The organism is Candidatus Ponderosibacter sp. Uisw_141_02, assembly GCF_048087665.1.
In the GTDB taxonomy this organism is placed as follows: Bacteria; Pseudomonadota; Alphaproteobacteria; order Puniceispirillales; family Puniceispirillaceae; genus UBA3439.
On the sequence record NZ_CP159807.1, the window covers coordinates 1,177,015 to 1,200,825 of the forward strand.

The 23,811-nt window shown below is 50.7% G+C and carries 20 protein-coding genes; 4 read left to right on the top strand and 16 right to left on the bottom strand.

What is annotated here, in order from left to right; all coding sequences use genetic code 11:
* Positions 1-86 precede the first annotated feature (86 nt).
* The 7 genes from tsf to ABXT40_RS06030 all read right to left on the bottom strand — a co-directional run bounded on the left by tsf (position 87) and on the right by ABXT40_RS06030 (position 10,123).
* Positions 87-1,004 carry a translation elongation factor Ts gene (gene tsf / locus ABXT40_RS06000; RefSeq protein WP_443646914.1) on the bottom strand — a complete coding sequence of 306 codons (918 nt, stop codon included), beginning with the start codon at positions 1,002-1,004 and terminating at the stop codon, positions 87-89.
* Positions 1,005-1,109: 105 nt separating this feature from the next.
* Positions 1,110-1,928: a 30S ribosomal protein S2 gene (rpsB, locus tag ABXT40_RS06005; protein ID WP_443646915.1), complete on the bottom strand. Its 819-nt coding sequence runs from the start codon at positions 1,926-1,928 to the stop codon at positions 1,110-1,112.
* A gap of 184 nt (positions 1,929-2,112) precedes the next feature.
* A complete protein-coding gene (gene dnaE, locus ABXT40_RS06010) occupies positions 2,113-5,568 on the bottom strand; it encodes a DNA polymerase III subunit alpha (protein WP_443646916.1) in 3,456 nt (1,151 codons plus the stop codon).
* A 61-nt stretch (positions 5,569-5,629) separates the two neighbouring features.
* Complete coding sequence (locus ABXT40_RS06015) at positions 5,630-6,337, bottom strand: ABC transporter ATP-binding protein (protein WP_443646917.1); 708 nt, start codon at positions 6,335-6,337, stop codon at positions 5,630-5,632.
* A complete protein-coding gene (locus ABXT40_RS06020; protein WP_443646918.1) occupies positions 6,330-7,586 on the bottom strand; it encodes a lipoprotein-releasing ABC transporter permease subunit in 1,257 nt (418 codons plus the stop codon). The genes ABXT40_RS06015 and ABXT40_RS06020 overlap by 8 nt, the downstream gene beginning before the upstream one ends.
* Before the next feature lie 57 nt (positions 7,587-7,643).
* The gene (gene proS, locus ABXT40_RS06025) at positions 7,644-8,960 is read right to left on the bottom strand and encodes a proline--tRNA ligase (RefSeq protein ID WP_443646919.1); all 1,317 of its coding nucleotides are present in this window, start codon (positions 8,958-8,960) and stop codon (positions 7,644-7,646) included.
* Positions 8,961-9,061: 101 nt separating this feature from the next.
* Positions 9,062-10,123, bottom strand: a complete 1,062-nt coding sequence (locus tag ABXT40_RS06030) for an enoyl-CoA hydratase/isomerase family protein (RefSeq protein WP_443646920.1) — start codon at positions 10,121-10,123, stop codon at positions 9,062-9,064.
* Between the two features lie 66 nt (positions 10,124-10,189).
* Here ABXT40_RS06030 and hemB point away from each other — a divergent pair, with 66 nt between their 5' ends.
* From hemB to ABXT40_RS06050, 4 genes are all read left to right on the top strand, one after another.
* Positions 10,190-11,185: a porphobilinogen synthase gene (gene hemB / locus ABXT40_RS06035; RefSeq protein ID WP_443646921.1), complete on the top strand. Its 996-nt coding sequence runs from the start codon at positions 10,190-10,192 to the stop codon at positions 11,183-11,185.
* Positions 11,186-11,434: 249 nt separating this feature from the next.
* Positions 11,435-12,652: a threonine ammonia-lyase gene (locus tag ABXT40_RS06040; protein ID WP_443646922.1), complete on the top strand. Its 1,218-nt coding sequence runs from the start codon at positions 11,435-11,437 to the stop codon at positions 12,650-12,652.
* 67 nt (positions 12,653-12,719) lie between these two features.
* Entirely contained in the window at positions 12,720-13,460 is a 741-nt protein-coding gene (locus ABXT40_RS06045) for an arginyltransferase (protein ID WP_443646923.1), read from the top strand.
* Between the two features lie 29 nt (positions 13,461-13,489).
* Positions 13,490-14,308: a putative hydro-lyase gene (locus ABXT40_RS06050; protein WP_443646924.1), complete on the top strand. Its 819-nt coding sequence runs from the start codon at positions 13,490-13,492 to the stop codon at positions 14,306-14,308.
* 92 nt (positions 14,309-14,400) lie between these two features.
* Here ABXT40_RS06050 and parC read toward each other — a convergent pair whose 3' ends face one another.
* The 9 genes from parC to ABXT40_RS06095 are packed head-to-tail and all read right to left on the bottom strand — an operon-like array spanning position 14,401 to position 23,770.
* Positions 14,401-16,623: a DNA topoisomerase IV subunit A gene (gene parC, locus ABXT40_RS06055; RefSeq protein WP_443646925.1), complete on the bottom strand. Its 2,223-nt coding sequence runs from the start codon at positions 16,621-16,623 to the stop codon at positions 14,401-14,403.
* A 20-nt stretch (positions 16,624-16,643) separates the two neighbouring features.
* Positions 16,644-17,384 carry a DNA repair protein RecO gene (recO, locus tag ABXT40_RS06060; RefSeq protein ID WP_443646926.1) on the bottom strand — a complete coding sequence of 247 codons (741 nt, stop codon included), beginning with the start codon at positions 17,382-17,384 and terminating at the stop codon, positions 16,644-16,646.
* Positions 17,377-18,336 (bottom strand): GTPase Era, encoded by a 960-nt coding sequence (era, locus tag ABXT40_RS06065; RefSeq protein WP_443646927.1) that lies wholly within the window; start codon positions 18,334-18,336, stop codon positions 17,377-17,379. Before era ends, recO begins: the two co-directional genes overlap by 8 nt.
* Positions 18,333-19,013, bottom strand: coding sequence for a ribonuclease III (gene rnc, locus ABXT40_RS06070; RefSeq protein WP_443646928.1), 681 nt, complete (start codon positions 19,011-19,013; stop codon positions 18,333-18,335). Before rnc ends, era begins: the two co-directional genes overlap by 4 nt.
* On the bottom strand, positions 19,013-19,747 hold the full coding sequence (gene lepB / locus ABXT40_RS06075) for a signal peptidase I (protein ID WP_443646929.1): 735 nt from the start codon (positions 19,745-19,747) through the stop codon (positions 19,013-19,015). The genes rnc and lepB overlap by 1 nt, the downstream gene beginning before the upstream one ends.
* Positions 19,747-20,160 (bottom strand): holo-ACP synthase, encoded by a 414-nt coding sequence (gene acpS / locus ABXT40_RS06080; protein ID WP_443646930.1) that lies wholly within the window; start codon positions 20,158-20,160, stop codon positions 19,747-19,749. The genes lepB and acpS overlap by 1 nt, the downstream gene beginning before the upstream one ends.
* Positions 20,157-20,918: a pyridoxine 5'-phosphate synthase gene (locus ABXT40_RS06085; protein WP_443646931.1), complete on the bottom strand. Its 762-nt coding sequence runs from the start codon at positions 20,916-20,918 to the stop codon at positions 20,157-20,159. The genes acpS and ABXT40_RS06085 overlap by 4 nt, the downstream gene beginning before the upstream one ends.
* A 52-nt stretch (positions 20,919-20,970) precedes the next feature.
* Complete coding sequence (locus tag ABXT40_RS06090; protein ID WP_443646932.1) at positions 20,971-21,594, bottom strand: DUF2062 domain-containing protein; 624 nt, start codon at positions 21,592-21,594, stop codon at positions 20,971-20,973.
* A gap of 31 nt (positions 21,595-21,625) precedes the next feature.
* Positions 21,626-23,770, bottom strand: coding sequence for a RelA/SpoT family protein (locus ABXT40_RS06095; RefSeq protein WP_443646933.1), 2,145 nt, complete (start codon positions 23,768-23,770; stop codon positions 21,626-21,628).
* Between the last annotated feature and the right edge of the window lie 41 nt (positions 23,771-23,811).

A 23,811-nucleotide genomic window follows, 5' to 3' on the forward strand; every position in this document is an offset into this window, starting at 1 on the left:
CTGCTGTAGACATGTGGTGACGCAGGTTTGGACGGTTTTGTCACTGGCAGATTACTCCCTTTGGTAGGTTGGTACCCTAACCTGATCTATGAAAGCTGCGCAGCAACCTCGGCAGCAAAATCAGAGTCTTCACGCTCAACACCTTCACCAAGATTAAACCGGACAAATGCCTTTAGCGCAATATCAGCGCCTGCATCTTTTCCAGCGTTTGCAATCACGTCGGCAATGCGTGTTTCGCCATCGATCACTGAAGTCTGCTCAAGAAGCACAACTTCCTGGTAATATTTCTTCATCCGGCCTTCGACCATCTTTTCAGCAATTTCTTGTGGCTTGCCAGATGCTTTGGCCTGCTCGATCAACACATCGCGTTCGCGCGCGACAGAATCGGCATCCAAATCTTCAACTGACAAGCTGGCAGGTGACGTCGCCGCAATATGCATCGCAATCTGTTTGCCAAGGGCGATAAGAACCGCCTCATCAGCGGTTGATTCCAACGCAACAAGAACGCCAATTCGGCCAAGGCCATCTGCGGTTGCATTATGCATGTAAGGCACAACCGCGCCATTGCTTACTTCCAGAAGCTGCATCCGGCGCAAAGACATGTTTTCGCCAATGGTGGCGATCTTTTGCGTCAATTCATCAGCAACATTACGGCCGGTCCCCGGAAAATCATGTGTTTTCAATTGATCGATATCAGTCGCGCTTAGCGCCAATTTGGCAAGAGCTGATACAAATCCCTGAAATTCACTGTTCCGCGCAACAAAATCAGTTTCGGCGTTCAATTCAACAACCGCACCTTTGGTGCCAGCAACTGAAATACCGACAAGGCCTTCAGCAGCAACACGGCCTGACTTCTTGGCAGCAGCGGCGAGGCCTTTTGTGCGCAGCCAATCAACCGCCGCATCCATATCGCCACCAGTCTCACCAAGGGCTTTTTTGCAATCCATCATGCCCGCGCCAGATTTCTCGCGCAGTTCTTTTACCAGAGCAGCAGTTACACTCATCTCATCGTTCCTTATATCAAAGACAAAATTGATGGCGTTTGACCGCCATGTCGCAAGTTTCAAACCCGGCCAACAGAGCGCATGCCCTGCTGGCTGGATTGTGATTTAGGCGCTCGCTGGCGCGTCGTCGGCTGGGGCAGCTTCGGCTGGGGCAGCTTCGGCTGGTGCAGCTTCAAGCGCAGGCTCAACTGGTGCCTCAAGGGCTTCACCAGCGTCACCGCCTGTTTTCATCAATTCGGTTTGCAAACCATCCAAAACCGCAGCCTGAACAAGTTCACAATAAAACGTAATGGCGCGCATCGCGTCATCATTGCCCGGAATCAGATAATCAACCCCATCAGGGTTGGCGTTGCTATCAACAACCGCCACAACAGGAATGCCAAGACGATTGGCTTCTTGAACAGCAATGGCTTCTTTATTAGTGTCGAGGATAAACAGCATATCAGGAATGCCGCCCATTTCCTTGATCCCGCCAAGCGTACGCTCAAGCTTTTCCTGCTCACGAGTAATTTGCAGCGCCTCTTTTTTGGTCAGCTGGTTGATTTCACCGCTTTCAAAGCGGCTTTCAAGCTCACGCAAACGGCGAATTGATTGTGATACTGTTGTCCAGTTGGTCAACATACCGCCAAGCCAGCGATGATTGACGAAATACTGGCCACAATTCTGAGCTGTTTCAGCAATTTTTTCAGCAGCCGCACGTTTTGTTCCGACAAACAATACCCGGCCACCGCGTGATGTGACATCACTCAAGGCTTTCAATGCCGCATGCAACATTGGCTGGGTTTGCTGAAGATCGAGGATATGCGTCTTGTTACGCTCGCCAAAGATAAATGTTTCCATCTTCGGGTTCCAACGACGTGTGCTGTGACCAAAATGAACGCCTGCTTCAAGCATTTGGCGCATAGTAAATGTAGGGAGAGCCATTAAATTTACTCCTGTTCTCCGGTTGAACCTCCATGAGGGAAATGAAAGGCTTATGCCCTCACCGGATGGCCCATCACGCAGAGTTTGCTGCGCGGGGGCCGCCCCCACGTGTGAATTTGGATAGGTGATACTATCAACCTGCCGAAAAATCAAGCCTTACCCGCCAAATGCCAACAAAAGGTCATTATAATTCACGAACATTCAAAATTCCGGGCATGCGCCGCAATTCCTGCCGCAAATCGCCGCTTAGCTTGAAACGACCCGGAAGCCCAATACAAACTTCTTGTCCTTTTACGATTAGCTGGATCTTGACCTCAGCCTTACCAGGCCCGTCTGATTTCAGGGCTTCTTTCAGTGATTTTAACGGCTTTTCATCCTGCACCCACAAAGCCACACCGCCATGCCACGCGGCAATAGCATCATCAAGCAGTTGAACCCGCGCTGCCAGCAGGCGCGGCCCGTTATCTTCGACCTTCAAATTGGCCGAAATCAGCAATGGCTTTTCCGAATCAAGAAGATCATTTGCTTCGGCAAGAACATCTGAAAAGAAGGTCACTTCAAAAACGCCGGTCTGATCGGTAAATTGAATAAAGGCAAATCGATTACCGCGTTGCGAGACACGCACCTGTTTTGCCGTCACCGAACCGGCAAGGTTAACGCGTTGCGGTGCCTGTCCTGCCGTCACCAAATCATTTAACGCTGCATGTGATGTAACTCGAAGCCGTCCAAGCTGACTGGCATAGCTATCAAGCGGGTGAGCCGACAAATAGAGACCAAGCGCGTCAAATTCTTCTTTCAGGCGATCCATACCCGCCCAATCGTTGGTTTCGCGCAGGCGGATACTGTCATCAATTATATCCGAATCACCACCAAACAGGCTAACCTGATTTGATTCGGCTTCGCGGCGCATCGCATCGGCATGCGATAGGATTAAATCCATGTTTTCGATCAATTCGCGGCGGTTGCCGTGAATTTTATCAAGCGCCCCTGCCCGCACAAGATTTTCCATCTGGCGACGATTAATCACCTCGCGCGGCAATCTTTGCAAAAGATCTTTCAATGAGGTGAAAGCACCATCGGCCTTTCGGATTTCGGTTAGACGGCGCATCGCCTCAGCGCCAACATTTTTAATCGCCGACAAGGCGTAGCGAACCGCTAATTCCGGCGTGCCGCTGACCGAAGCAACCTCTTCAACCGCAAATCCTGATGATGATTTATTGATATCAGGCGGCAGAACGCCAATGTTTTTTTGCTGACATTCTTGCCGGAACACCGCAAGTTTTTCAGTATGACCCGCATCAAGCGCCATCGAGGCAGCCAGGAACTCCACAGGGTAATTCGCCTTCAGATAGGCTGTTTGATAGGACACCAGCGCATAGGCCGCCGCGTGCGATTTGTTAAAGCCATAACCAGCAAAGGCCGCGATCTGTTCAAACACATCCGATGCCAATTGTTTGGACAAGCCATGTTTTGTTGCGCCAGTGATGAAAATCTGGCGCTGCTCTTCCATTTCTTCTTTGATCTTTTTTCCCATCGCACGGCGCAGAATATCGGCTGCACCAAGCGTGTAATCGGCAAGTACACGCGCCGCCTGCTGCACCTGTTCCTGATAGATCATGATGCCATAGGTTTCGGCCAGAACCGGTTCGAGATCGGGATGCATGTAGGTGATTTGTGATGGATCATGCTTTCGCGCAACATAATCTTTGATATTTTCCATCGGTCCCGGACGATAAAGTGCCACAACCGCAATAATATCTTCAAAACGGTCAGGCTTTAGCCCGCGAAGAACGTCGCGCATGCCGCTGGATTCCAACTGGAACACGCCAACCGTGTCACCATTCGACAGCATGTCAAAGGTTAGCTTGTCATCAAGTGGGATTGCGCCAAGATCAAGTTCAATGCCCCGCTTGCCAATAAATTCAACAGCTCGTTGTAAAACGGTCAGGGTTTTCAAACCCAGAAAGTCAAATTTGACAAGCCCCGCCTTTTCAACCCACTTCATATTGAATTGCGTTACCGGCATATCCGATCGCGGGTCGCGATAAAGCGGCACCAGCTCGGCAAGAGGCCGGTCACCGATCACCAAACCCGCCGCATGCGTCGAGGCGTGCCGATAAAGCCCTTCAAGCTTCATTGACACATCAATCATTTCAGCAACCTGCTCATCTTCACGGCGTTGTTTGCGCAATTCCTCTTCGGAGGCAACCGCTTGCGCAATCGTCGTTGGTTTAGCGGGGTTATTGGGAATCAGCTTTGCAATCCGGTCAACCTGACCATAGGGCATTTCAAAAACACGCCCAACATCACGAAGTGCGGCACGCGCCTGCAAAGACCCAAAGGTGATGATTTGCGCAACCTTGTCATGTCCGTATTTCTCTTGAACGTAGCTAATCACCTCGTCGCGCCGATCCTGACAAAAATCAATATCAAAATCAGGCATTGAAACACGCTCAGGGTTCAAAAACCGTTCAAACAGCAAGCCCCATTTCAATGGGTCAAGATCGGTAATCAACAACGCCCATGCCACCACCGACCCCGCACCTGAACCACGACCGGGCCCTACCGGAATATTCTGCGCCTTTGCCCATTGGATAAAATCGGCAACGATCAGAAAATAACCCGGAAAGCCCATTTGTTTGATCACATTCAACTCAAAGGCCAAGCGGTCAAAATAGGGCTTTGCGATCACCGCGCGCGCCGCCTCATCCATGGTGTCGTCATAAACATGGCGCTGCATGCGGCTTTGCAATCCTGCTTCCGCCTGCACGGTTAGTTCATCTTCTTCATTGCGCCCATCGGCTGACTCAAAAGGCGGCAAGATCGGATCGCGCTGCCTTACCATTGTACTACAGCGTTTGGCTATCACCAATGTGTTTGAAATTGCCTCAGGAATATCTTCAAATAATTCAGACATTTGGGCAGCTGTTTTAAAGTAATGCTCGGGCGAGAAGCGCGGTCTATTTGTTTCAGAAAATTTATGGCCAGTGCCAATACAAACAAGCGTATCATGTGGCTGGCTCATCGCTGCATTTTCAAACCGGCAATCATTTGTCGCCACTAATGGCAGATGTAACCGATCGGCAATTTCCAGAAGATGCGGCTCGGCTGTGCGTTCAATGCCAAGGCCGTGACGCTGTAACTCAATATAGAACCGATCACCAAAGATCGCCACAAGCCGGTCAGCGCGTGCCGCCGCCAATGTTGGCTTGCCATCACCGGCAGGCGCACCAACAAAACCGGCCAAGGCGCCGCCGCTTAAAAGAATGAGCCCTTCGGCATGCGCTTCGAGATCGTTAAGCGAACATGACGGGTCATGAACCGAATCAGCGTCAAGCAATGTTTTGGATAATAATTTTGAAAGATTAGTATAGCCAAGGTCGGTTTGAGCCAGAAGCACAATTTCGCCCTGCCCCTGCGCATCTTCCAGATTGAGCTGGGTTCCCATAATCGGCTGGATGCCGGCACCGATTAGCGTTTGGGCAAATTCCAACGCACCAAACATATTATTGGTATCGGTAATCGCTGCGGCGGGTTGGCGATCATCGGCAATCAGCCCCGACAGACTTTTGATTCGCAATGTCGATTCGGCCAGCGAATAGGCGCTATGCAGTCTAAGATGGACAAAATTGGCTGGCATCACGGGCTTTCAGCAATGAATAAGGCGCTCCCAAACACTACCCTAAACGCTGCAGTGAAAGCTAGCCAATTGAGATGATTTTACCGTCACTAATGGTCAGAATTGAATCCATATTAAGGGCCAATTGCTGGTTATGCGTTACCACCAATGCCGCCGTGCCGGTTGCCCGCGTAATCATTGCCAAATGATGAAATACGTCTTTTGCCGTGTCAGGGTCTAGATTGCCGGTTGGCTCGTCAGCCAGCAATACCCGCGGCGCATTTGCCACTGATCGGGCAATCGCAACACGTTGCTGCTCACCACCCGATAACAGCCCAGGCCGGTGATCGGCGCGCGCTTGCAATCCAACCATGACCAATAACTGTTCAGCGCGTGTTGCCGCCTCATTCCGATCAAGCCCGTTCAGCATTTGCGGAATCATCACATTTTCAAGCGCCGAAAATTCCGGCAAAAGACGGTGAAATTGAAACACAAACCCAATATGGCTTTGGCGCAGATTGCCCCGCTTACCGCGGCCAAGCTTGCTAGCATCAACACCATCAATCAAAACTTCACCGGCATCAGGACGTTCCAAAAGACCCGCAATATTCAACAGCGTTGATTTTCCCGAACCTGACGGCCCAACCAGCGCTTTCATTTCGCCAGCACGAACCGAAAGGCTTGCACTATTCAGCACATCCAGCTTGACCGAGCCTTGAAGATAGCTTCGCTGCACATTGCGCAATTCCAATAATGGCGCAGGTGTTTTCATCTCTGATGGATTATTCATAACGCAATGCCTCGGCCGGTGCGATCCGCGATGCCCGCCACGCCGGATATAGGCTGGCAAGGAAAGATAGACCAAGTGCCATCAACACCACCATCAATACTTCTTGCGGATCGACCTTGGCTGGCAAATTCGACAGGAAATAGATTTCAGCAGCAAATAATTCGGCTCCTGACAGGCTTTCAATAGCCTGTTTAATCGTATCAATATTCCAACAAAACAATATGCCAACGACGGTGCCGGCAAACGTACCGACAATGCCAATACTTGCCCCTGTCATCAAAAAGATTCGGATAATACTGCCACCGCTGGCGCCCATTGTGCGCAAAACCGCAATATCGGCATTTTTTGACCGCACAAGCATGATCATGGATGAAATAATGTTAAAGGCGGCAACAAGGATAATCAGCGTCAAAATCAAAAACATCACATTACGTTCAACCCGAAGCGCATTCAAGAAACTGCGATTTCGGTCAATCCAGTCAAAAACCCGCAAATCAGGCCCGACTGTTTGTGCAACCGATTGACGAAGCGTTGCAATCTGTTCTGGCGCTGACACATAGATTTCAAGACCGGATACGCTTTTTTCATAGCCAAGAAAAGTCGCTGACAGATCAAGTGGCATAAACACAAAGCTGGAATCATATTCATACATGCCAACATGAAACACGCCGGCGATTTTGAATTTGCGCCTTGTTGGCACCGTGCCAAAAGCCGTGGCTTTGCCTTTGGCGGTTGTCAGCGTGACGCTATCGCCTGCCTTCACGCCAAGCTTAAACGCCATCTCACGACCAATTAAAACACCAGTTTCATTGCGAAACCGGTTGATATCACCTTCATCAAGCGAATCCCATAGCGGTTTGCGAACCGCCAAATCTGACCAGCGCACGCCGCGCACCACCGCGCCAATGCTAACCCGGTTCTGGGTTGCCATGACCTGGCCTTCGATCTGCGGCGTGACCGCAATCACATCAGGCATATCGGTGATTTTAAGGGCAAGCTGATCAAAATCAGCAATGCCGCCTGCCTGTTTCGAATAAACCGCAACATGACCATTCAGCCCTAAAATACGGCCAACCAATTCAGCGCGAAACCCGTTCATCACTGACATGACAACAATCAATGTGGCAACGCCAAGCGTGATACCGGCCAGTGAAAACCAGGCAATGACCGAAATAAACCCGTCGGCGCGGCGCGATCGCATATAGCGAAACGCCAGCATCCGTTCAACCGGAGAGAAAAAATACCGCATTAAACCGCCCTTTTCGCCTTTATCAGGTTCCTGCCAATTATGGCTTTCCAGCTTGGCCTATGATTTGGCACAAACCATGGTCAAGGCAGCTTCAGTAGACACCTCCCTGGTTTCACCAGTTTTACGCCGCTTCACCTCAACCACGCCATTATCCATACCGCGTGGCCCAACAACAATCTGCCACGGAATACCAATCAAATCCATGGCTGCAAGCTTTGCCCCTGGCCGTTCATCACGATCATCAATCAGCGGATCACATCCTGCCGCGGCAAGCTGGTCATATAATGACTGGCTGGCGGAATCACAAACCGCATCGCCCGGCTTTAGATTCACCACGGCAACGCCGAATGGTGCAACCGAATCAGGCCAGATAATGCCTTTATCATCGTGACTCGCTTCGATAATGCCACCAACAAGGCGCGAAACGCCAATGCCGTAAGACCCCATATGAACCGGAACGTTTTTGCCATCAGGCCCCGAGACCACCGCGCCCATTGCCGCCGAATATTTGGTGCCAAAATAAAAGATATGGCCAATTTCAATGCCGCGCAGGGTCATCAAATCAGCATCATCTACCGGACAGGTTGCCGGATCATGCTTTTCATCGGCCCGCGCATAGATTGATGTGAATTTATCGACAAAGGGCTGCAAATCGGCGTCATAGTCGATTTCGGCGAGCAAATCGGCCTTTAACCAATCTTTATGGAAATAAACATCACTTTCGCCAGTTTCGGCCAGAATGATGAATTCATGACTCATATCGCCACCAATTGGACCAGTGTCGGCCTCCATCGGAATCGCCGTCAGCCCCATCCGCTCAAAGGTTTTCAGATAGGAAACAAACATTTTATTGTAGGCTGTGCGTGCGCCATCAGCATCAAGATCAAAAGAATAAGCATCTTTCATCAAAAATTCACGGCCACGCATAATGCCAAAACGCGGCCGAACCTCATCGCGGAATTTCCACTGGATATGATACAGATTCAGCGGCAGCGCCTTATAGCTTCGGACATGTGACCGGAAAATATCGGTAACCTGTTCTTCATTGGTTGGCCCATAAAGCATATCGCGATCATGTCGGTCTTTGACGCGAAGCATTTCCGCACCATAATCGTCATAACGCCCCGATTCCTGCCAGATTTCGGCTGGTTGCAGGGTCGGCATCAAAATTTCCAATGCGCCGGAACGATCCTGTTCTTCGCGAACGATCGTAGCAATCTTGTCAAGAACGCGCTTGCCAAGTGGCAACCATGAATAGATTCCGGCACTCGATTGCTGAATCATCCCCGCACGCAGCATCAGACGATGCGAGGCAATCTGTGCCTCTTTCGGGGTTTCTTTTAGAACCGGCAAAAAATACTGACTTAAACGCATCGGGTTTCCTTTAATGAAGATGGCACAATCACATGTAACGGTTTGGCCTAACCGATATCCTGATGATGACATAGACGGGTCAAGTTAGGATGAGAATATCTTTAACACAAGGGCGGCAAGCCGTCTTCGTCAAAAAGCTCATCCAACAAAGCCTTATCAACAAGCGCAAGGCTGTTTGGCGACCATTTTGGCGCATTATCCCGATCAACCAGAACAGCACGAACGCCTTCGATATAATCGCCACGCCGAATCATGCGCATCGCAAGATGGTAATCAAGTGTTAGCACCGCGCCAATATCGGTAATGTCATCGGCCATTTGCAACAAACGCCAAAACAGCTTGATCGAGACCGGACAACGCGTGGCAAAGGCCGTTACAACATGGCTAACCAATTTATCATTCGGCCGCATCAACGCCATATCTTCGGCGCGTTCCTGCATCTGTTCAGGGGTCACATCCCCCCCAAAAATACGGTCAATTACCGGCATATGATGGTTTAGGGCTGGCACCCCCGGATCCATTTTAAAGTCAGCAATAACCTGATCAATTTCAGATGCGGTGCAATCAAGAAGTGATTGTTTCAATCCTACCATCTGTTCAGAAGCAGCCATTGATGTGGCAAGGCCAAGCATCATGCAATCAGCACCATGAATGATATATCCGGTCATGCCAAGCAATCGGGCAACTGGCATAGGGCAGCGGCCAAGAAACAGGCTTGCCCCAACATCAGGAAACAGGCCAATGCTGGTTTCCGGCATCGCAAAGCGTGTCGTTTCACTCATGATGATATGGGTGCAATGTTCGGCAAGACCAGCACCGCCACCCATAACAACACCATCACACAGCGCGATAATCGGTTTGCCAAATTCGGCAATCGCCAAATCAACCAGATATTCACCTCGAAAAAAGGTATCTGCCTCGTCAAAACCGTTGGCGATGATGGTTTCGCGCGCCTGCCGGATATCACCACCAGCGCAAAAGGCGCGTGGCGCACTGCTGGCGATCACCACATGGCTGATCGCTGGATCATCACGCCAGCCAAGCAGAACCTGCCGTAAATCAGTGACCATCTCGACGGTTAGCGCATTCAACGCCTTTGGTCGATCAAGCGTGACAAGACCGGCACCATTAATAACGTCAAAATGAATATGCGCCTGTGGCATTGCGGAAATCTTCCCAGATCGTTATGAATAGGTGGTTTTTCATATCAATTACGGATTAAACAGCCCATGAGCCGAGGTCAATACCCTTCCACAAGGATGCGGCGCAACCGGATGACGGCATTTTCGCGTCGGCTTGTTGCCGAAACCCGCCTTGATACTGCCGATCTTATCTGGCCTCTTTTTGTGATTGAGGGACAGAACATGGCCGAGCCAATTGATGCCATGCCCGGTGTTTTCCGCTACTCGATTGATCAGCTTTTGCAACAGGCGGCCAAAGCGGTTGAATTAACAATTCCCGCAATTGCCATTTTCCCGTCAATCGACGCCGCATTAAAGGACGCGTCAGGCAGCCTTGCCCGCGATGGTGACAATCTTGTGTGCCGTGCGGTCAGCGCGGTCAAAGCCGCCTTTCCCGATCTTGGCATCATCTGTGACGTTGCGCTTGACCCCTTTACCGCGCATGGGCATGACGGTTTGCTGGATGGGGACGAAATTTTAAATGACGAAACCATTACGGTTTTGTGCGAACAGGCAGTGCATCAGGCCAATGCCGGATGCGATATCATCGCCCCTTCAGATATGATGGATGGCCGCGTTGGCGAAATTCGCGCTGCGCTTGATGCTTCTGGGCATCACAATGTGCAAATCATGGCCTATGCGGCGAAATATGCATCTGGATTTTACGGGCCGTTCCGCGATGCGGTGCGAGCTGGTGCATCGCTTGGCAAGGCAGGCAAATTGACCTATCAAATGGATCCGGCCAATAGCGATGAAGCGATGCATGAAATTGCGCTTGATCTTGCCGAAGGTGCCGACATGGTCATTGTCAAACCGGGGATGCCCTATCTGGATATTCTGGCACGCGCCAAGGCCGAATTTGGCGTGCCATGCATTGCCTATCAGGTATCGGGCGAATATTCGATGCTATGCGCGTCATTCGAAAAGGGCTGGCTTGATCGCGAACGCACCATTCTTGAAGCCACGACCTGTTTCAAACGCGCGGGTGCCGATGCTGTTTTGACCTATTTTGCGCCTGAAATTGCAATGATGATTCGGCGCTAGTTGCGCGTAGTTTTCCCCATCAGACCGCAGTGCCGGAACAGACCATGGCAAAGCTTGTTTATAATCGGTCGTTGTCAGGCCATCGCCGCGTCACCTATGCAGATAGATAACGGCAATCATCCAGTTTTACTGGTATAAAGACGCAAATGAAGGTCATAATATTGGCAGCTTATAAAGGTGGCAGTGGCCAATCGAACAATGCGTGAAAACGCATGACGCGAATAGGATTGCCATAAGGGGGATTACATTATGGCGGTAACAGCCGATCAAATCAGAGACACAGCCGTCCGGCTGGACGGGCAAATCATCCGCACACCAATGCTTGAAGCGCCAATGTTATCGCGCAATTTGGGCTGCGACCTGTTTTTGAAACTGGAATGTTTACAGCATACATCATCATTCAAGGCGCGTGGTGCGCTGAATGCAATGCTTGGCTTGAACGATAAACAACGCCAGCTTGGCGTCATTGCCATGTCGGCAGGCAATCATGCCCAAGCGGTGGCCTATCACGCCGAACATATGGGCATTCCGGCAACCATTGTCATGCCAGCCCAAACTCCCTTTGCCAAAGTGGCGCGCACCCGCGCCTTTGGTGCCAAGGTTGTTCTTGAGGGACGCAACCTCAATGAATGCGAAGGCACGGTAAATGCGCTTATTCAGGAACATGGCCTAACGCTGATCCATCCCTATGACAATGAATTGGTGATGATGGGGCAAGGCACGGCCGGTCTGGAAATGCTGATTGACCAGCCCGATCTTGATATTCTTGTTGTGCCAATTGGCGGTGGCGGCCTGATGGGCGGTATTGCCACAATCGCCCGCGATATGCGCCCTAATATCAAGATTTACGGTGTGCAGACCGAACTATACCCAAGCATGAAGCTGGCAGTCGAAGGCAAGGAGATCACCTGTGGTGGTGAAACCCTGGCTGAAGGCATTGCCGTGAAAAAACCAGGCGGTGTTACGCTTCCAGTGGTTGACGCATTGGTTGACGAGATTTTACTGGTCGATGAACGCGACCTTGAATGGGCTGTTGGTGCCCTGATTGAACAGCAACGTGTCGTGTCTGAAGGTGCTGGTGCTGCGGGCATTGCCGCCATTCATGCAAATCCGGCTCTATTTGCCGGTAAAAAGGTTGGCGTGGTGATTTGCGGCGGTAATATTGACCCGCGCCTGCTGGCGTCGATCTTGAATCGCAACATGGCCGTCGATGGCCGGATTGCGCGGTTGCGTATCGATATTTCCGATGAACCAGGGATGTTGGCGGCGATTTCAACAACGATTGGCAAATGTGGTGGCAATATTGTCGAAATCTATCATCAGCGCCTTTTCTATGACGTACCGGCCAAGCTGGCCAAGATTGATGCGGTGATCGAAACGCGAGGGCCAGATCATGTTGACGAAATTATCGCGGCGCTTCGGGCCGCGCATTTTCAGGTTCGCCAACTCGACGATAGCGCCAGTTAGGAAAAATTACCTGATTTGCATATGATTGACCTTGATTTGGGCTTTGCCTTTTGGGCAATCTATAAAGATGGATCAGGACAAACGGCTTCATCGCAAAATTCCGCTGCCCATGCGCCTTAGCATGCGCAGTGACTGCCCCTATATTGCGGGGCAGACCGAACAGCGTATTGCTGTTGATATTTCCCTTGATCCACATTGCCATGATGGGCTTGCCCGCGCCGGGTTCCGCCGTGTTGAAAATTGGGTTTATCGACCGGCCTGCCCGAATTGCAATGCCTGTTTGCCGTGGCGCGTGAATGTTGCAGCCTTTAAAGCCAGCCGGAACATGACGCGCATTCTCAAGAAAAACAGCGATCTGACCCGCAGCATCACAAGACCCGATCCAACCAACGCGCATTACCGGCTATTCAAGGCCTATGTCACCAGCCGGCATGATGATGGCCAGATGGCGCGTATGGATCATGATGATTTTACCAGCATGATTAACAACAGCCCGATCGAGACGGTTCTGGTAAGCCATTATGATAAAAACGACCGTCTTGTCGGCAGCGTTCTGGCCGATTTCCAATCTGACGGATTGAGCGCCGTTTACAGTTTTTTTGATACCGAACAGGCCGAACGATCATTGGGAACCTATATGGTTCTTGATCTTTTCGCGATTGCCAAGGAATTATCTCTTGATTGGCTATACCTTGGCTATTTTGTGCAGGGAAGCCGGAAAATGGCCTATAAAGAACGTTTCAAGCCTGCTGAAATTTTTGATGCTGGCATCTGGAAACCTGCCGATGATGTTATTCGCCGCTCATGAATAACAGCACCCACCCATAGGAGAGCATTGTGGCGACATCTTTTGAACAATTGCGCCAAGACGACCAGCTTGCCGTTCGCGCCAAAATCCGGTCAGGTGCCTATTGCGATCATACATCAGGGCTTGCCAATGGCTTTTTGCAGGCAAATCTTGTCATTCTAGAGCAATCATATGCGCTTGATTTCATGCGGTTTTGCCAGCGTAACCCAAAGCCCTGCCCGCTTGTTGGCGTTACCGATACCGGATCGCCCTTTATGCGAACATTAGGTGCCGATATTGATATCAGGTCAGATGTGCCATCATATCATATTTATCGTCATGGCGTTCTGGATGGCACCGTCGGCGATATTACCGATTTGTGGAATGACCAGATGGTTGGTTTTGCGCTTGGATGCTCATTCACCTTTGAACATGCCCTAATCCGCGCCGGAATTCCGGTTTGGCATATTGATCATGATCAAACGGTGCCGATGTTTAAAACCAACATCAAAACCATTGAATCCGGCCCTTTTTCAGGGCCAATGGTGGTCAGCATGCGCGCCATCCCGATTGATAAGCTGGATATGGTTCGCGCCATTTCGGCCAATTTTCCAATGGCACATGGCGCACCGGTTCATTGGGGCGATCCTGCCAAAATTGGCATTGCCGATCTCAATGCACCCGATTGGGGTGACGCATCGCCGGTTGATGATGGTGAAATTGCGGTTTTCTGGGCTTGTGGCGTGACACCGCAAGCGGCGATTCTTCATGCGAAGCCGCCAATTTCCATAACGCATAAGCCTGGTCAGATGCTGATCACCGATGTTGCTGAAGATGCCGAAATTCCGATTATAAATCCGGCAAATTAACCAGCAAAGACATTGGCATGCCCTGTTTTTAGTTAATTTCTGGCGTTAATTTTCAGCTACTTAGATGAATGTTATCCTAGGTGAATTTAGCTTTAGGTGAATTTAGCTGGGCGCGGAAAGCCATTTGGCGGCAATTTGCCCGAACCGCCACGCCGTGCCAGCCATGTCGACAAATCAGGTTCGGTGCGAACACGCCCGCCACCAGCCTGCCAGCTAAGACCTTTGGCTTTATCAAACACCGTAACATCGGCAAGACCACCATCTTTGAACCGCTGCAGAATAACGCCTTTGCCGCGTCCCATTTCCGGCACGTCTTCAAGATCGAAAACAATCAATTTCCGGTTCACCCCAACCGACGCCACCATATCACCAGCAACGATGGCACAAGCAACAGCCCGGGCTGATCCGGCAAGATTTAGCACCTGTTTGCCATTTCGCGTTTGCGCCAATGCCCCTTGCATATCAACAACAAGACCATGGCCGGTGCTTGCCGCGACAAGCATTTTGCCATCACCAGCACGAACCAGCTTGACGATATCGCTATCTGCCGGAAGATCGACCATCAAACTGACCGGCTCGCCAAATCCGCGCCCCCGCGGTAATTTATCGCCTGACAGCGTGTAAAACCGGCCATTATCAGCAAAAAGCAGGATTTTATCAGTCGTTTCAGCATGCAGAACATGGCCTGCTGAATCGCCTTCTTTATATTTGAAATCGCTATCGAGATCCTGATGGCCGCGCATGGCTCTAATCCAGCCATTTGCCGAACAAATCACCGTAATTGCTTCACGCTCAACCAGAATTTCGGTTGGGTCAAAATCAATCTTAGGTGCCTCGGCAAGAATGGTCTTGCGATGATCAGCCTTGATAAAGGTATCTTTCATATCTTTGATCTGGCTGGCAATGAATGACCATTGCCGTGCCTCATCACCAAGAAGCGCGTTCAAATCATCCTGTTCAGCCGCCAGCTTGTCACGCTCGGTGCGAAGCGCCATTTCTTCAAGCCGCCGCAAAGAACGAAGCCGCATATCAAGAACGGCATTGGCCTGATTTTCATTCAAACCAAACCGGCGCATCAATTCATCACGCGGATGATCGGCCTCACGAATAATCGCAATCACTTCGTCAATATTTAAAAAGACGATCAAATAGCCGTCAAGCACTTCAAGCCGGCTGGCGATCTTTCCAAGACGATGATGCGATCTGCGCTGCAAAACAACACGGCGATGCGCGAGCCATGCGTTCAACGCCTCACGCAAATTCATCACCACCGGACGGCCATCTGCGTCCAGAACATTGAGGTTCAGCGGAACCCGCACTTCAAAATCGGTAAGTTTGAACAGGCTTTCCATCACCACTTCGGCTTCGAGCCGACGCGATTTTGGCTCAAGAACAATGCGGATATCTTCAGCCGACTCGTCACGAATATCGGCTAGCACTGGCAGGCGTTTCGCCTGTAACATTTCGGCAAGACGTTCGATCAGGCGTGATTTTTGAACCTGATAGGGAATTTCGGTTACGACAATTTGCCATGCCCCGCCCTTTTCGGTTTCAACCTCCCATTTCGCCCGCACCCGAAAGCCGCCACGCCCCGTTGAATAGGCGTCTTTGATCGAATCCGCAGGTTCAATTAACAGGCCACCAGTCGGAAAATCGGGACCTTTCACATAATTCAGCAAGGTTTCAATTGATGCGTTGGGATGTTTGATAAGATGCAATGAAGCATCGGCAAGTTCGATAATATTATGCGGCGGAATTGATGTTGCCATTCCAACCGCAATCCCCTGCGCGCCATTGGCAAGAAGATTTGGAATGCCCGCAGGAAGCAAGGTTGGTTCTTCGGACTCGCCATCATAAGTTGGCCGGAAATCAACCGCATCTTCATCAATACCATCTAGCAACAGACGCGCAACTTCGGTCATGCGTGCCTCGGTATAGCGCATCGCTGCGGCGTTATCGCCATCAATATTGCCGAAATTCCCCTGCCCTTCGACAAGACAATAGCGCATGGCAAATTCCTGTGCCAACCGCACCATCGCATCATAAATCGCTGCATCGCCATGCGGATGGAATTTACCCATCACATCACCAACAACACGCGCTGATTTCTTAAAACCCTGACCCGGATCAAGCTTTAGCTGGCGCATCGCAAATAACAGGCGGCGGTGAACCGGCTTTAACCCGTCCCTGACATCGGGAAGCGACCGCGATGTGATGGTCGACAGCGCATAGGCAAGATAGCGTTCCGATAAGGCGTCGGAAAACGCGGTCGGTTCAATACGCCCGCCTGCGGGAATTTCAACATCATCATGCATAAAACAGCCTCATCACTTCATCATTTGCCGTTATAGCGACTATCAACCATATCGGCTAGACGTTTACGCTGGGCGGGCAGGTCTAAATTATGCGCGGCGAAAACGCGTTTGGACAGAAAATGGCCGGTCAAATCCAAACCAGCAATCCAATCATGTTTACCGCAGGAAACGCCGCCCAGGAACATCGGCAAAGCCAGCATCCGGCTAGCAAAGCTGCCAGCTTGATGACGCGCCACCGCACCACCTGATTTCGGGCTGACAAACGCCAGATCACTGGTCTGGCCGCTGGCAACGCATCTGGCAAGATCAAGCCGGTATCCGACCGCCGCCAATAGCCCCAATTCCCAGCGAACATAGCCTTCGACCCAGCCGGCATTATCATCATCCAGCACAATCACATCCAAAAGTGCCGCACTGCCCTCAAAAAGCCCAGGCTGCGCCTCACGTTCGGGAAGCGCCCCATCAAGCAAGGCACACATTGACGCCACGCCGGATAATCGCAAAGGCGAGTCCAGCAACAAAGCTGGCACGGACTGAACCAATTCAATCTGCATTTGGCCAAGTTGCTCGCTTAACCGCGCCCGCCAGCTAACCCGAACTCGATTACCTGGCTGGATAATGCCACGCATCTTCGATGACGCGCCGCCACGAACCAATCCGGCATGCCGCCCATAATCGGCGGTCAGAACCGATATAACGGCACTACCCTCGCCATGCGGGCGAACCGACAGAATGATGGCTTCGGCTTGCCAATCAGGCATTATAATCAAGATCCCACAGATTATAGCGCGCCGAATCATCCATCCAATCTTTGCGATATTTCACATGCGCGAACAGATGCACGCGGCGGTCAAGCGCTTCTTCCAGCTCTTTACGCGCTGCGGTGCCGATGCGGCGCATGGTTTGCCCACCCTTGCCAAGGATGATGCCGCGATGCCCCTCGCGCGCAACATATATGGAAAGATGCACTTCAGCACTGCCATCGTCGCGATCCTGCCAATCTTCGGTTTCAACAGTCAGTTGATAGGGCAATTCTTGATGAAGATTCAAAAACAATTTTTCGCGCAAGGTTTCCGCCGCCAAAAGCCGTAGCGGCATATCCGACAAATCATCAGGATCAAACAGAAACGGGCTTTTAGGCATTTTGCCAGCAAGCCATGATTTCAGATCAGCAACGCCATTACCGGTTTCGGCCGATACCATGAAGATACGTTCAAATTCATAGATTTTGGACATTTCATCGGCGCGTTCCAGCAACCGTTCCTGCGGTGCCAGATCAATTTTGTTCAAAACCAGCGACGCCCGCCGTCCTGATGCGGCAAGCTTGGTCAGGATATTACTTGTATCCTCATCGATCAACCGCCGTGCACAATCATGCAACAACAGCAATACATCACCATCTTCCGCACCTTGCCATGCGGCCTGCACCATTGCCCGATCAAGCCGCCGTTTTGGTGTAAAAATGCCCGGCGTATCGACAAAAATTATCTGCACATTCTGATGCATGGCAATGCCCCGAATACGGCTTCGGGTGGTTTGCACCTTTGGCGTTACGATCGACACTTTATGACCGACCATCGAATTCATCAAAGTTGATTTCCCCGCGTTAGGCGCGCCGATCAAAGCAACGAATCCGGCTTTGGTTTTGCTGTTTGTAAAATCGATTGCCGGCGTGGTTTCGTTCGTTTCGTTAGTTTCATTATGATCGGTCATGAACCCGAAGTCCTTTCTTGCAGCCATTCCAGCAAGGATGCTGCTGCGGTTTGTTCGGCAATTTTACGGCTGCCAGCGGTGGCCACAACCGCGTCATAACCCTCGATTTTCACTTCATATGTCATTTGTGGTGCGTGATCAGGGCCAGATTTCGCCAATTGGCGATAGGCAGGCAATCCCAGGCCATGTTGCAGGCTCCATTCCTGCAATTTCGATTTGGCATCTTTTTCATTTTGAGCATCGGCGCGACTGTTTAACGGCCAATGCCGGTTCAAAAACTCTCGCGCCGCCTCTAATCCCGCATCAAGATAGATTGCCGCCATCAGGCTTTCGACAACATCAGCCATCACGCCATCATTGCCAGCAATATCCAGCCCGCTTTGCGATTTTATATATTCGGCAAGCTGTAAATTCTTGGCAATCACCGCCAAAGTTGACATCCGCGCCTCGCCGTGAAGCCGCAAGGATAACGCGCCTTCATCATCTTGCGGAAAAGCGGCATAGAAATGATCTGCCAGCAAAAGCCCTAGCACGCGATCGCCCAGAAATTCGAGACGTTCATAGCTATGCTCGGACTCAATGTGACTTGAATGGCTTAATGCTTCATGCAGGATATTGCGGTCGGCAAATTGATGACCTATCGATGTTTCAAGCGTTGCAAGCGGGTCAACAGCCATTAAATGATGCCATCTCCAATGCGGCCATAACGAATTGCCAAAGGCCATTTCCAGATTTCCCAGAGTCGGGCATTGCCATTATGGCTGAAAAACAGACGATCGGCTCGACCGACCATATTTTCAGCAGGCACCATCCCAACCGAGGTTGTGCGGCTATCACGCGAATTGTCACGATTATCGCCCATCATGAAATAATGCCCGTCAGGCACCTGATAAACGGCGGTGTTATCGTAAGAATCGCTATCTGAACGTTCTTGAATTAAATGCCGCGATCCGTTTGGCAAGGTTTCTTCATAAACCTTGAAATTCATCATTGAATAGCCGTCAGTTGCGGTTGCTTGGCCAAGATAGGTGCGCTCGACTTGCACGCCATTGATATGCAGAATGCCGCCCTGAACCTGAATCTGATCACCGGGAAGGCCAACAACGCGCTTGATAAAGGCGATTGATGGATCCATCGGCTGGCGGAATACCGCAACATCACCGCGTTTTGGCTTATCTTCAAAAATCCGGCCGGAAAAAGGCGCAATCCCAAATGGAAAGGAATAGCGCGAATAGCCATAGGAAAATTTCGAGACAAACAAATAATCGCCAACAAGCAAGGTTGGTACCATTGACCCTGAAGGGATATTAAACGGCTCGAAAAGGAATGACCGAAAGCCAAGCGCAATCAGGCCAGCGATCAGAACGGTTTTCACAAGCTCAAACTTGCTTTCTTTTTGCTTTTTAGCCATTAGGGTTTAATCCATTCAGCCGGTACGGCGCTAATCACGATAAATGCCAAAGCATAGGGAGGCTCGTCGCTTAGCGACACTGACAGATCTGCCTTATACCCATCCGGCGTCATTGTCTCAAGCGCCGTTTTGCAACGACCGGTCAAATTGACCATTGGCGCCCCATTTGGTGCCGACAGGGTTTCTGCCTCACGCCAGCCACAGCCAGACACACCTGAAACGCTAAGCGCTTTATACACCGCTTCTTTCACCGCAAAACGCTTGGCAAAATAGCTAGCTTGATTACTGGCTTTTTTGGCGGCTGTCATTTCGGCATCGGAAAAAATGCGTTTGGCAAATTTATCAGGATACCGATCCATCACGGCTTGGATACGCCGCGCATCAACAATATCAGTGCCAATTCCAAGGATCATGCGTTTTTCCGGTGACGATCATTATTGCGGGCAGCATCCATCAAATGGCGCATTTTGACGATCGCGGCCTCTAACCCGCAAAAAACACTCTCGCCAATCAAAAAATGGCCGATATTCAATTCTTCCATTTCCGCAATTGCCGCAATCGGCCCAACCGTGTCAAAGCCAAGACCATGACCAGCATGGGTTTCGATGCCAAGGCTGGCACTATGGCGTGCGGCAAGTTGAATCCGATTTAATTCAGCTTCGCGGCCAGCGACATCATGGCAATAACGGCCTGTGTGAAGCTCGACAATATCTGCGCCAATCTGTTTTGCCGCGTCAATATCAGCCTGGTTCGCTTCAATGAATAGCGACAGGCGAATGCCCGCTGCCTTCAACGGTGCCAACATATCGGCAAGCCGGTCTTCCTGCCCGACAACGGACAGTCCGCCTTCGGTGGTCACTTCGGTGCGGCGTTCGGGAACAATACAAGCGGCGTTTGGTTTTGTTTTCAGGGCGATGGCCACCATTTCGATTGTTGCTGCCATTTCAAAATTCAATGGCACATCAATTGCCTTGTGGATGGCAGCAATATCTTCATCACGGATGTGACGGCGATCCTCGCGAAGATGCGCCGTAATGCCGTCAGCGCCCGCCTTGATGGCTAATTCTGCTGCGGCAACCGGATTAGGATGCGTCCCGCCCCGCGCATTGCGCAAAGTTGCAACGTGATCAATATTCACGCCAAGGCGTAATGGCTTTAAATTGTTTGACAAAATATCCTCATCATTCCCAAATCACATAAATAATCGCATTTAGCGGTTTGGATCAGCCGCTTTTTTTAGCACCTGCTGCCCGTTGCGCCGCTTTCAATAACCGTTTTGCCCGATGTAGCCGCCAGCCCTTTACCGCCCATAAGGTCAGTATAAACGAGCCGACCCAAGCAATCGCGCCAAGAACCGTACCACCAATCAGCATTGGCATGAACACTTGTTCAATATCGCGCGATAAATCCGCCCAAGAGATATGTCCAGTAAAGGACAGAAACCGCATGATATTGCCCATGATGGCACCAAGCTCGTCAATCGACAGAACATGCAGATCAGCCCCATGGCCAAAGGCATGGATAACCCACAAACCAACCTCATAATCAGCAAGCCAGATCAGAATAAAAGTCCATGGATTGCCGAAAAAAGTACCAATCGCCGAGGCCAAAACATTGCCGCGAAACAACAATGCAAGCGCGCCAGCAACAATGAAATGCAGCCCCAAAAACGGCGTGAAAGACGCGGCAACACCGCTGGCAAAACCGCTAGCAATCGAAGCCGGTGTTCCGGGTAGCCTGATAATCCGCTGAAAAAGATAGGAAAAGAGCCGCCGAAACCCACGCTCTGGCCAAATCACAGCGCGCATTTGCTTTAAAACACTCAATGGTTTACGACGTCGAAACATCTTAGCTACCTATAAATTAGCAAGCCCAAGCCTAAATATTGCTTGTCCGCTCGACACGTTCCACGAAATTATTGGCTTGAAGCACAGCGATAACAGTCCGCATATGCTCAACATCCTTGACCTCAAGATCAAGCTGAAAACTGAAAAAATCAGCATTGCGGTCAGTTAAATGAATATTGGAAATGTTGCCACCTTGCTGGCCGATTATGGTGGCAACCGCGGCCAAGGCACCAGGTTCATTGGACAGAACCGTATTCAAACGCCCCATAACCCGTTTTGGCCCTTCGTGTTCCCAGCCAACATCCATCCATAATTCAGGCATATCATTAAAATCAACAAGCGTGGCGCATTCGGCGCGATGAACCGTAACCCCCTTGCCAGTGGTGAAGATGCCAACAATTTCTTCACCCGGCAAAGGATGACAGCAACGCGCCATCGTAATTGCAACACCCGGGTTAACCCCTTGAATTTTCAACAATGGCTTGCGCGATTTAGACCGGTCCCGGTCGGTTTCTCCGGTTGGCCTAACGCGTTTTTTACTTTTCGCCAAATCGGGAAACATTTTTTCGATCACCAATTCGGGCTGCATGCGCCCCTCACCGACAAGCGCAAAGAGATCTTCCGGTTTCAGCACGCCAAAAATCTGCGGTATCTTTTCCATTGCCCGCTTTTTCAGCGGTTTATTCACTTCTAAAAATGCCTTTTGTAAAATCGATTTGCCAACCCGGCTAAATTCAACTGCGCGTTCGGCGCGCACTGCTCGCCTGATGCCCGATTTTGCGCGCCCCGTTTTGACAAAATTTTCCCATTCGGCAAGCGGGCGCGCCGTTGCCTTGGTGATGATGTCAATCTGGTCACCATTTTCCAGCTCGGTCGCCAATTGGCGGTTTTTGCCATTAATCCGCACGCCGCAACATTTCTGGCCAATTTTGGAATGAACCGCATAGGCAAAATCGACCGCCGTTGCGCCCTTTGGCAAAGCAATCAAATCCCCGCGTGGGGTAAAGCAAAACACCTGATCATGATAAAGGTCCATTTTGGTATGTTCGAGGAATTCTTCAGCCCCAGCTTCTTCATCAAGAATTCCAACTAATTCTTGAATCCACTTGAATTTACGAAGTTTTTTATCTGATGAAGGGTCTTTATAATTCCAATGTGCCGCCACACCATATTCGGCAATTGTATGCATTTCCGGGGTGCGAACCTGAATTTCAATCTTGTGGTTTTCCGGCCCGATAACCCCTGTATGAAGCGATTGATAACCGTTGCGCTTTGGGGTCGAAATGTAATCTTTAAACCGCCCCATCACATTGGGATAGGCTGCATGGAGACTACCCAGCGCCTGATAGCAATCGGCTGTTGACGGCACCAAAATACGAAATGCCATGATATCTGATAGCTGATCCATGGTGACTTTTTTGCGCTGCATTTTCCGCCAGATTGAATAGGACGATTTCAACCGTCCGCTGACGCTGCACTCAACCCCGCCGCGTTCAACAACATCCTGCAATTCAACGCTAATCATCGGAATGATGATTTCGGATTCATTAACCATGTAATCCAGTCTTGCGGTAATGGTTTGCGCCATTTCATCCTGCAAAACGCCAAAGGCGGCATTTTCGAGCGCATGCTGCAAATTGGTCACACCGATCCGTTCGGCAAGCGGCGCATAGATTTCCAGCGTTTCACGGGCAATGCGGGTCCGTTTTTCCGGCTTTGGAATATGGTCAATCGTGTTCATGTTATGCGTGCGGTCAGCAAGCTTGACCAACAACACCCGAACATCTTCGCTCATTGCCAGCAATAATTTGCGGAAATTTTCGGCCTGAAGGCTGTTTTGCCCCGCCTGCAACCCAATTCGGCTAAGTTTTGTGACCCCATCAACAAGCTGGGCAATGCCTGAGCCAAAGGCCGCGTCAAGCGCATCAAGTGTTACGTCACAATCTTCGACCGTGTCATGCAATAGCGCCGTGATCACCGTATCAAGGTCAAGCCGCATATCAGCAAGCATATTGGCCACCGCAATCGGATGAATGTAATAGGGTTCGCCAGAGGCGCGGGTCTGGCCGTCATGTGCTTCCATGCCGAAGATGAAAGCGCGCTTAAGCTTATCACCGTCTACAGACGGATCATAAGCATGTATTTTGGTAAAGAGTGCGTCCGCTGCTTCAATCATCTCGCCGCCAAGCCGATTAGCCAATTCCAGCCGGCAGATCC

Coding starts and splice junctions, on each gene's coding strand:
- lepB (WP_443646929.1), bottom strand. CDS start 19,747: ATGGCTAAAAAGCAAAAAGAAAGCAAGTTTGAGCTTGTGAAAACCGTT.
- proS (WP_443646919.1), bottom strand. CDS start 8,960: ATGCGTTTAAGTCAGTATTTTTTGCCGGTTCTAAAAGAAACCCCGAAA.
- tsf (WP_443646914.1), bottom strand. CDS start 1,004: ATGAGTGTAACTGCTGCTCTGGTAAAAGAACTGCGCGAGAAATCTGGC.
- era (WP_443646927.1), bottom strand. CDS start 18,336: ATGACCGATCATAATGAAACTAACGAAACGAACGAAACCACGCCGGCA.
- ABXT40_RS06020 (WP_443646918.1), bottom strand. CDS start 7,586: ATGCGGTATTTTTTCTCTCCGGTTGAACGGATGCTGGCGTTTCGCTAT.
- ABXT40_RS06045 (WP_443646923.1), top strand. CDS start 12,720: ATGGATCAGGACAAACGGCTTCATCGCAAAATTCCGCTGCCCATGCGC.
- hemB (WP_443646921.1), top strand. CDS start 10,190: ATGAGCCGAGGTCAATACCCTTCCACAAGGATGCGGCGCAACCGGATG.
- rnc (WP_443646928.1), bottom strand. CDS start 19,013: ATGGCTGTTGACCCGCTTGCAACGCTTGAAACATCGATAGGTCATCAA.
- ABXT40_RS06015 (WP_443646917.1), bottom strand. CDS start 6,337: ATGAATAATCCATCAGAGATGAAAACACCTGCGCCATTATTGGAATTG.
- ABXT40_RS06095 (WP_443646933.1), bottom strand. CDS start 23,770: ATGATTGAAGCAGCGGACGCACTCTTTACCAAAATACATGCTTATGAT.
- rpsB (WP_443646915.1), bottom strand. CDS start 1,928: ATGGCTCTCCCTACATTTACTATGCGCCAAATGCTTGAAGCAGGCGTT.
- ABXT40_RS06030 (WP_443646920.1), bottom strand. CDS start 10,123: ATGCCACAGGCGCATATTCATTTTGACGTTATTAATGGTGCCGGTCTT.
- acpS (WP_443646930.1), bottom strand. CDS start 20,160: ATGATCCTTGGAATTGGCACTGATATTGTTGATGCGCGGCGTATCCAA.
- dnaE (WP_443646916.1), bottom strand. CDS start 5,568: ATGCCAGCCAATTTTGTCCATCTTAGACTGCATAGCGCCTATTCGCTG.
- parC (WP_443646925.1), bottom strand. CDS start 16,623: ATGCATGATGATGTTGAAATTCCCGCAGGCGGGCGTATTGAACCGACC.
- ABXT40_RS06090 (WP_443646932.1), bottom strand. CDS start 21,594: ATGTTTCGACGTCGTAAACCATTGAGTGTTTTAAAGCAAATGCGCGCT.
- recO (WP_443646926.1), bottom strand. CDS start 17,384: ATGCCTGATTGGCAAGCCGAAGCCATCATTCTGTCGGTTCGCCCGCAT.
- ABXT40_RS06040 (WP_443646922.1), top strand. CDS start 11,435: ATGGCGGTAACAGCCGATCAAATCAGAGACACAGCCGTCCGGCTGGAC.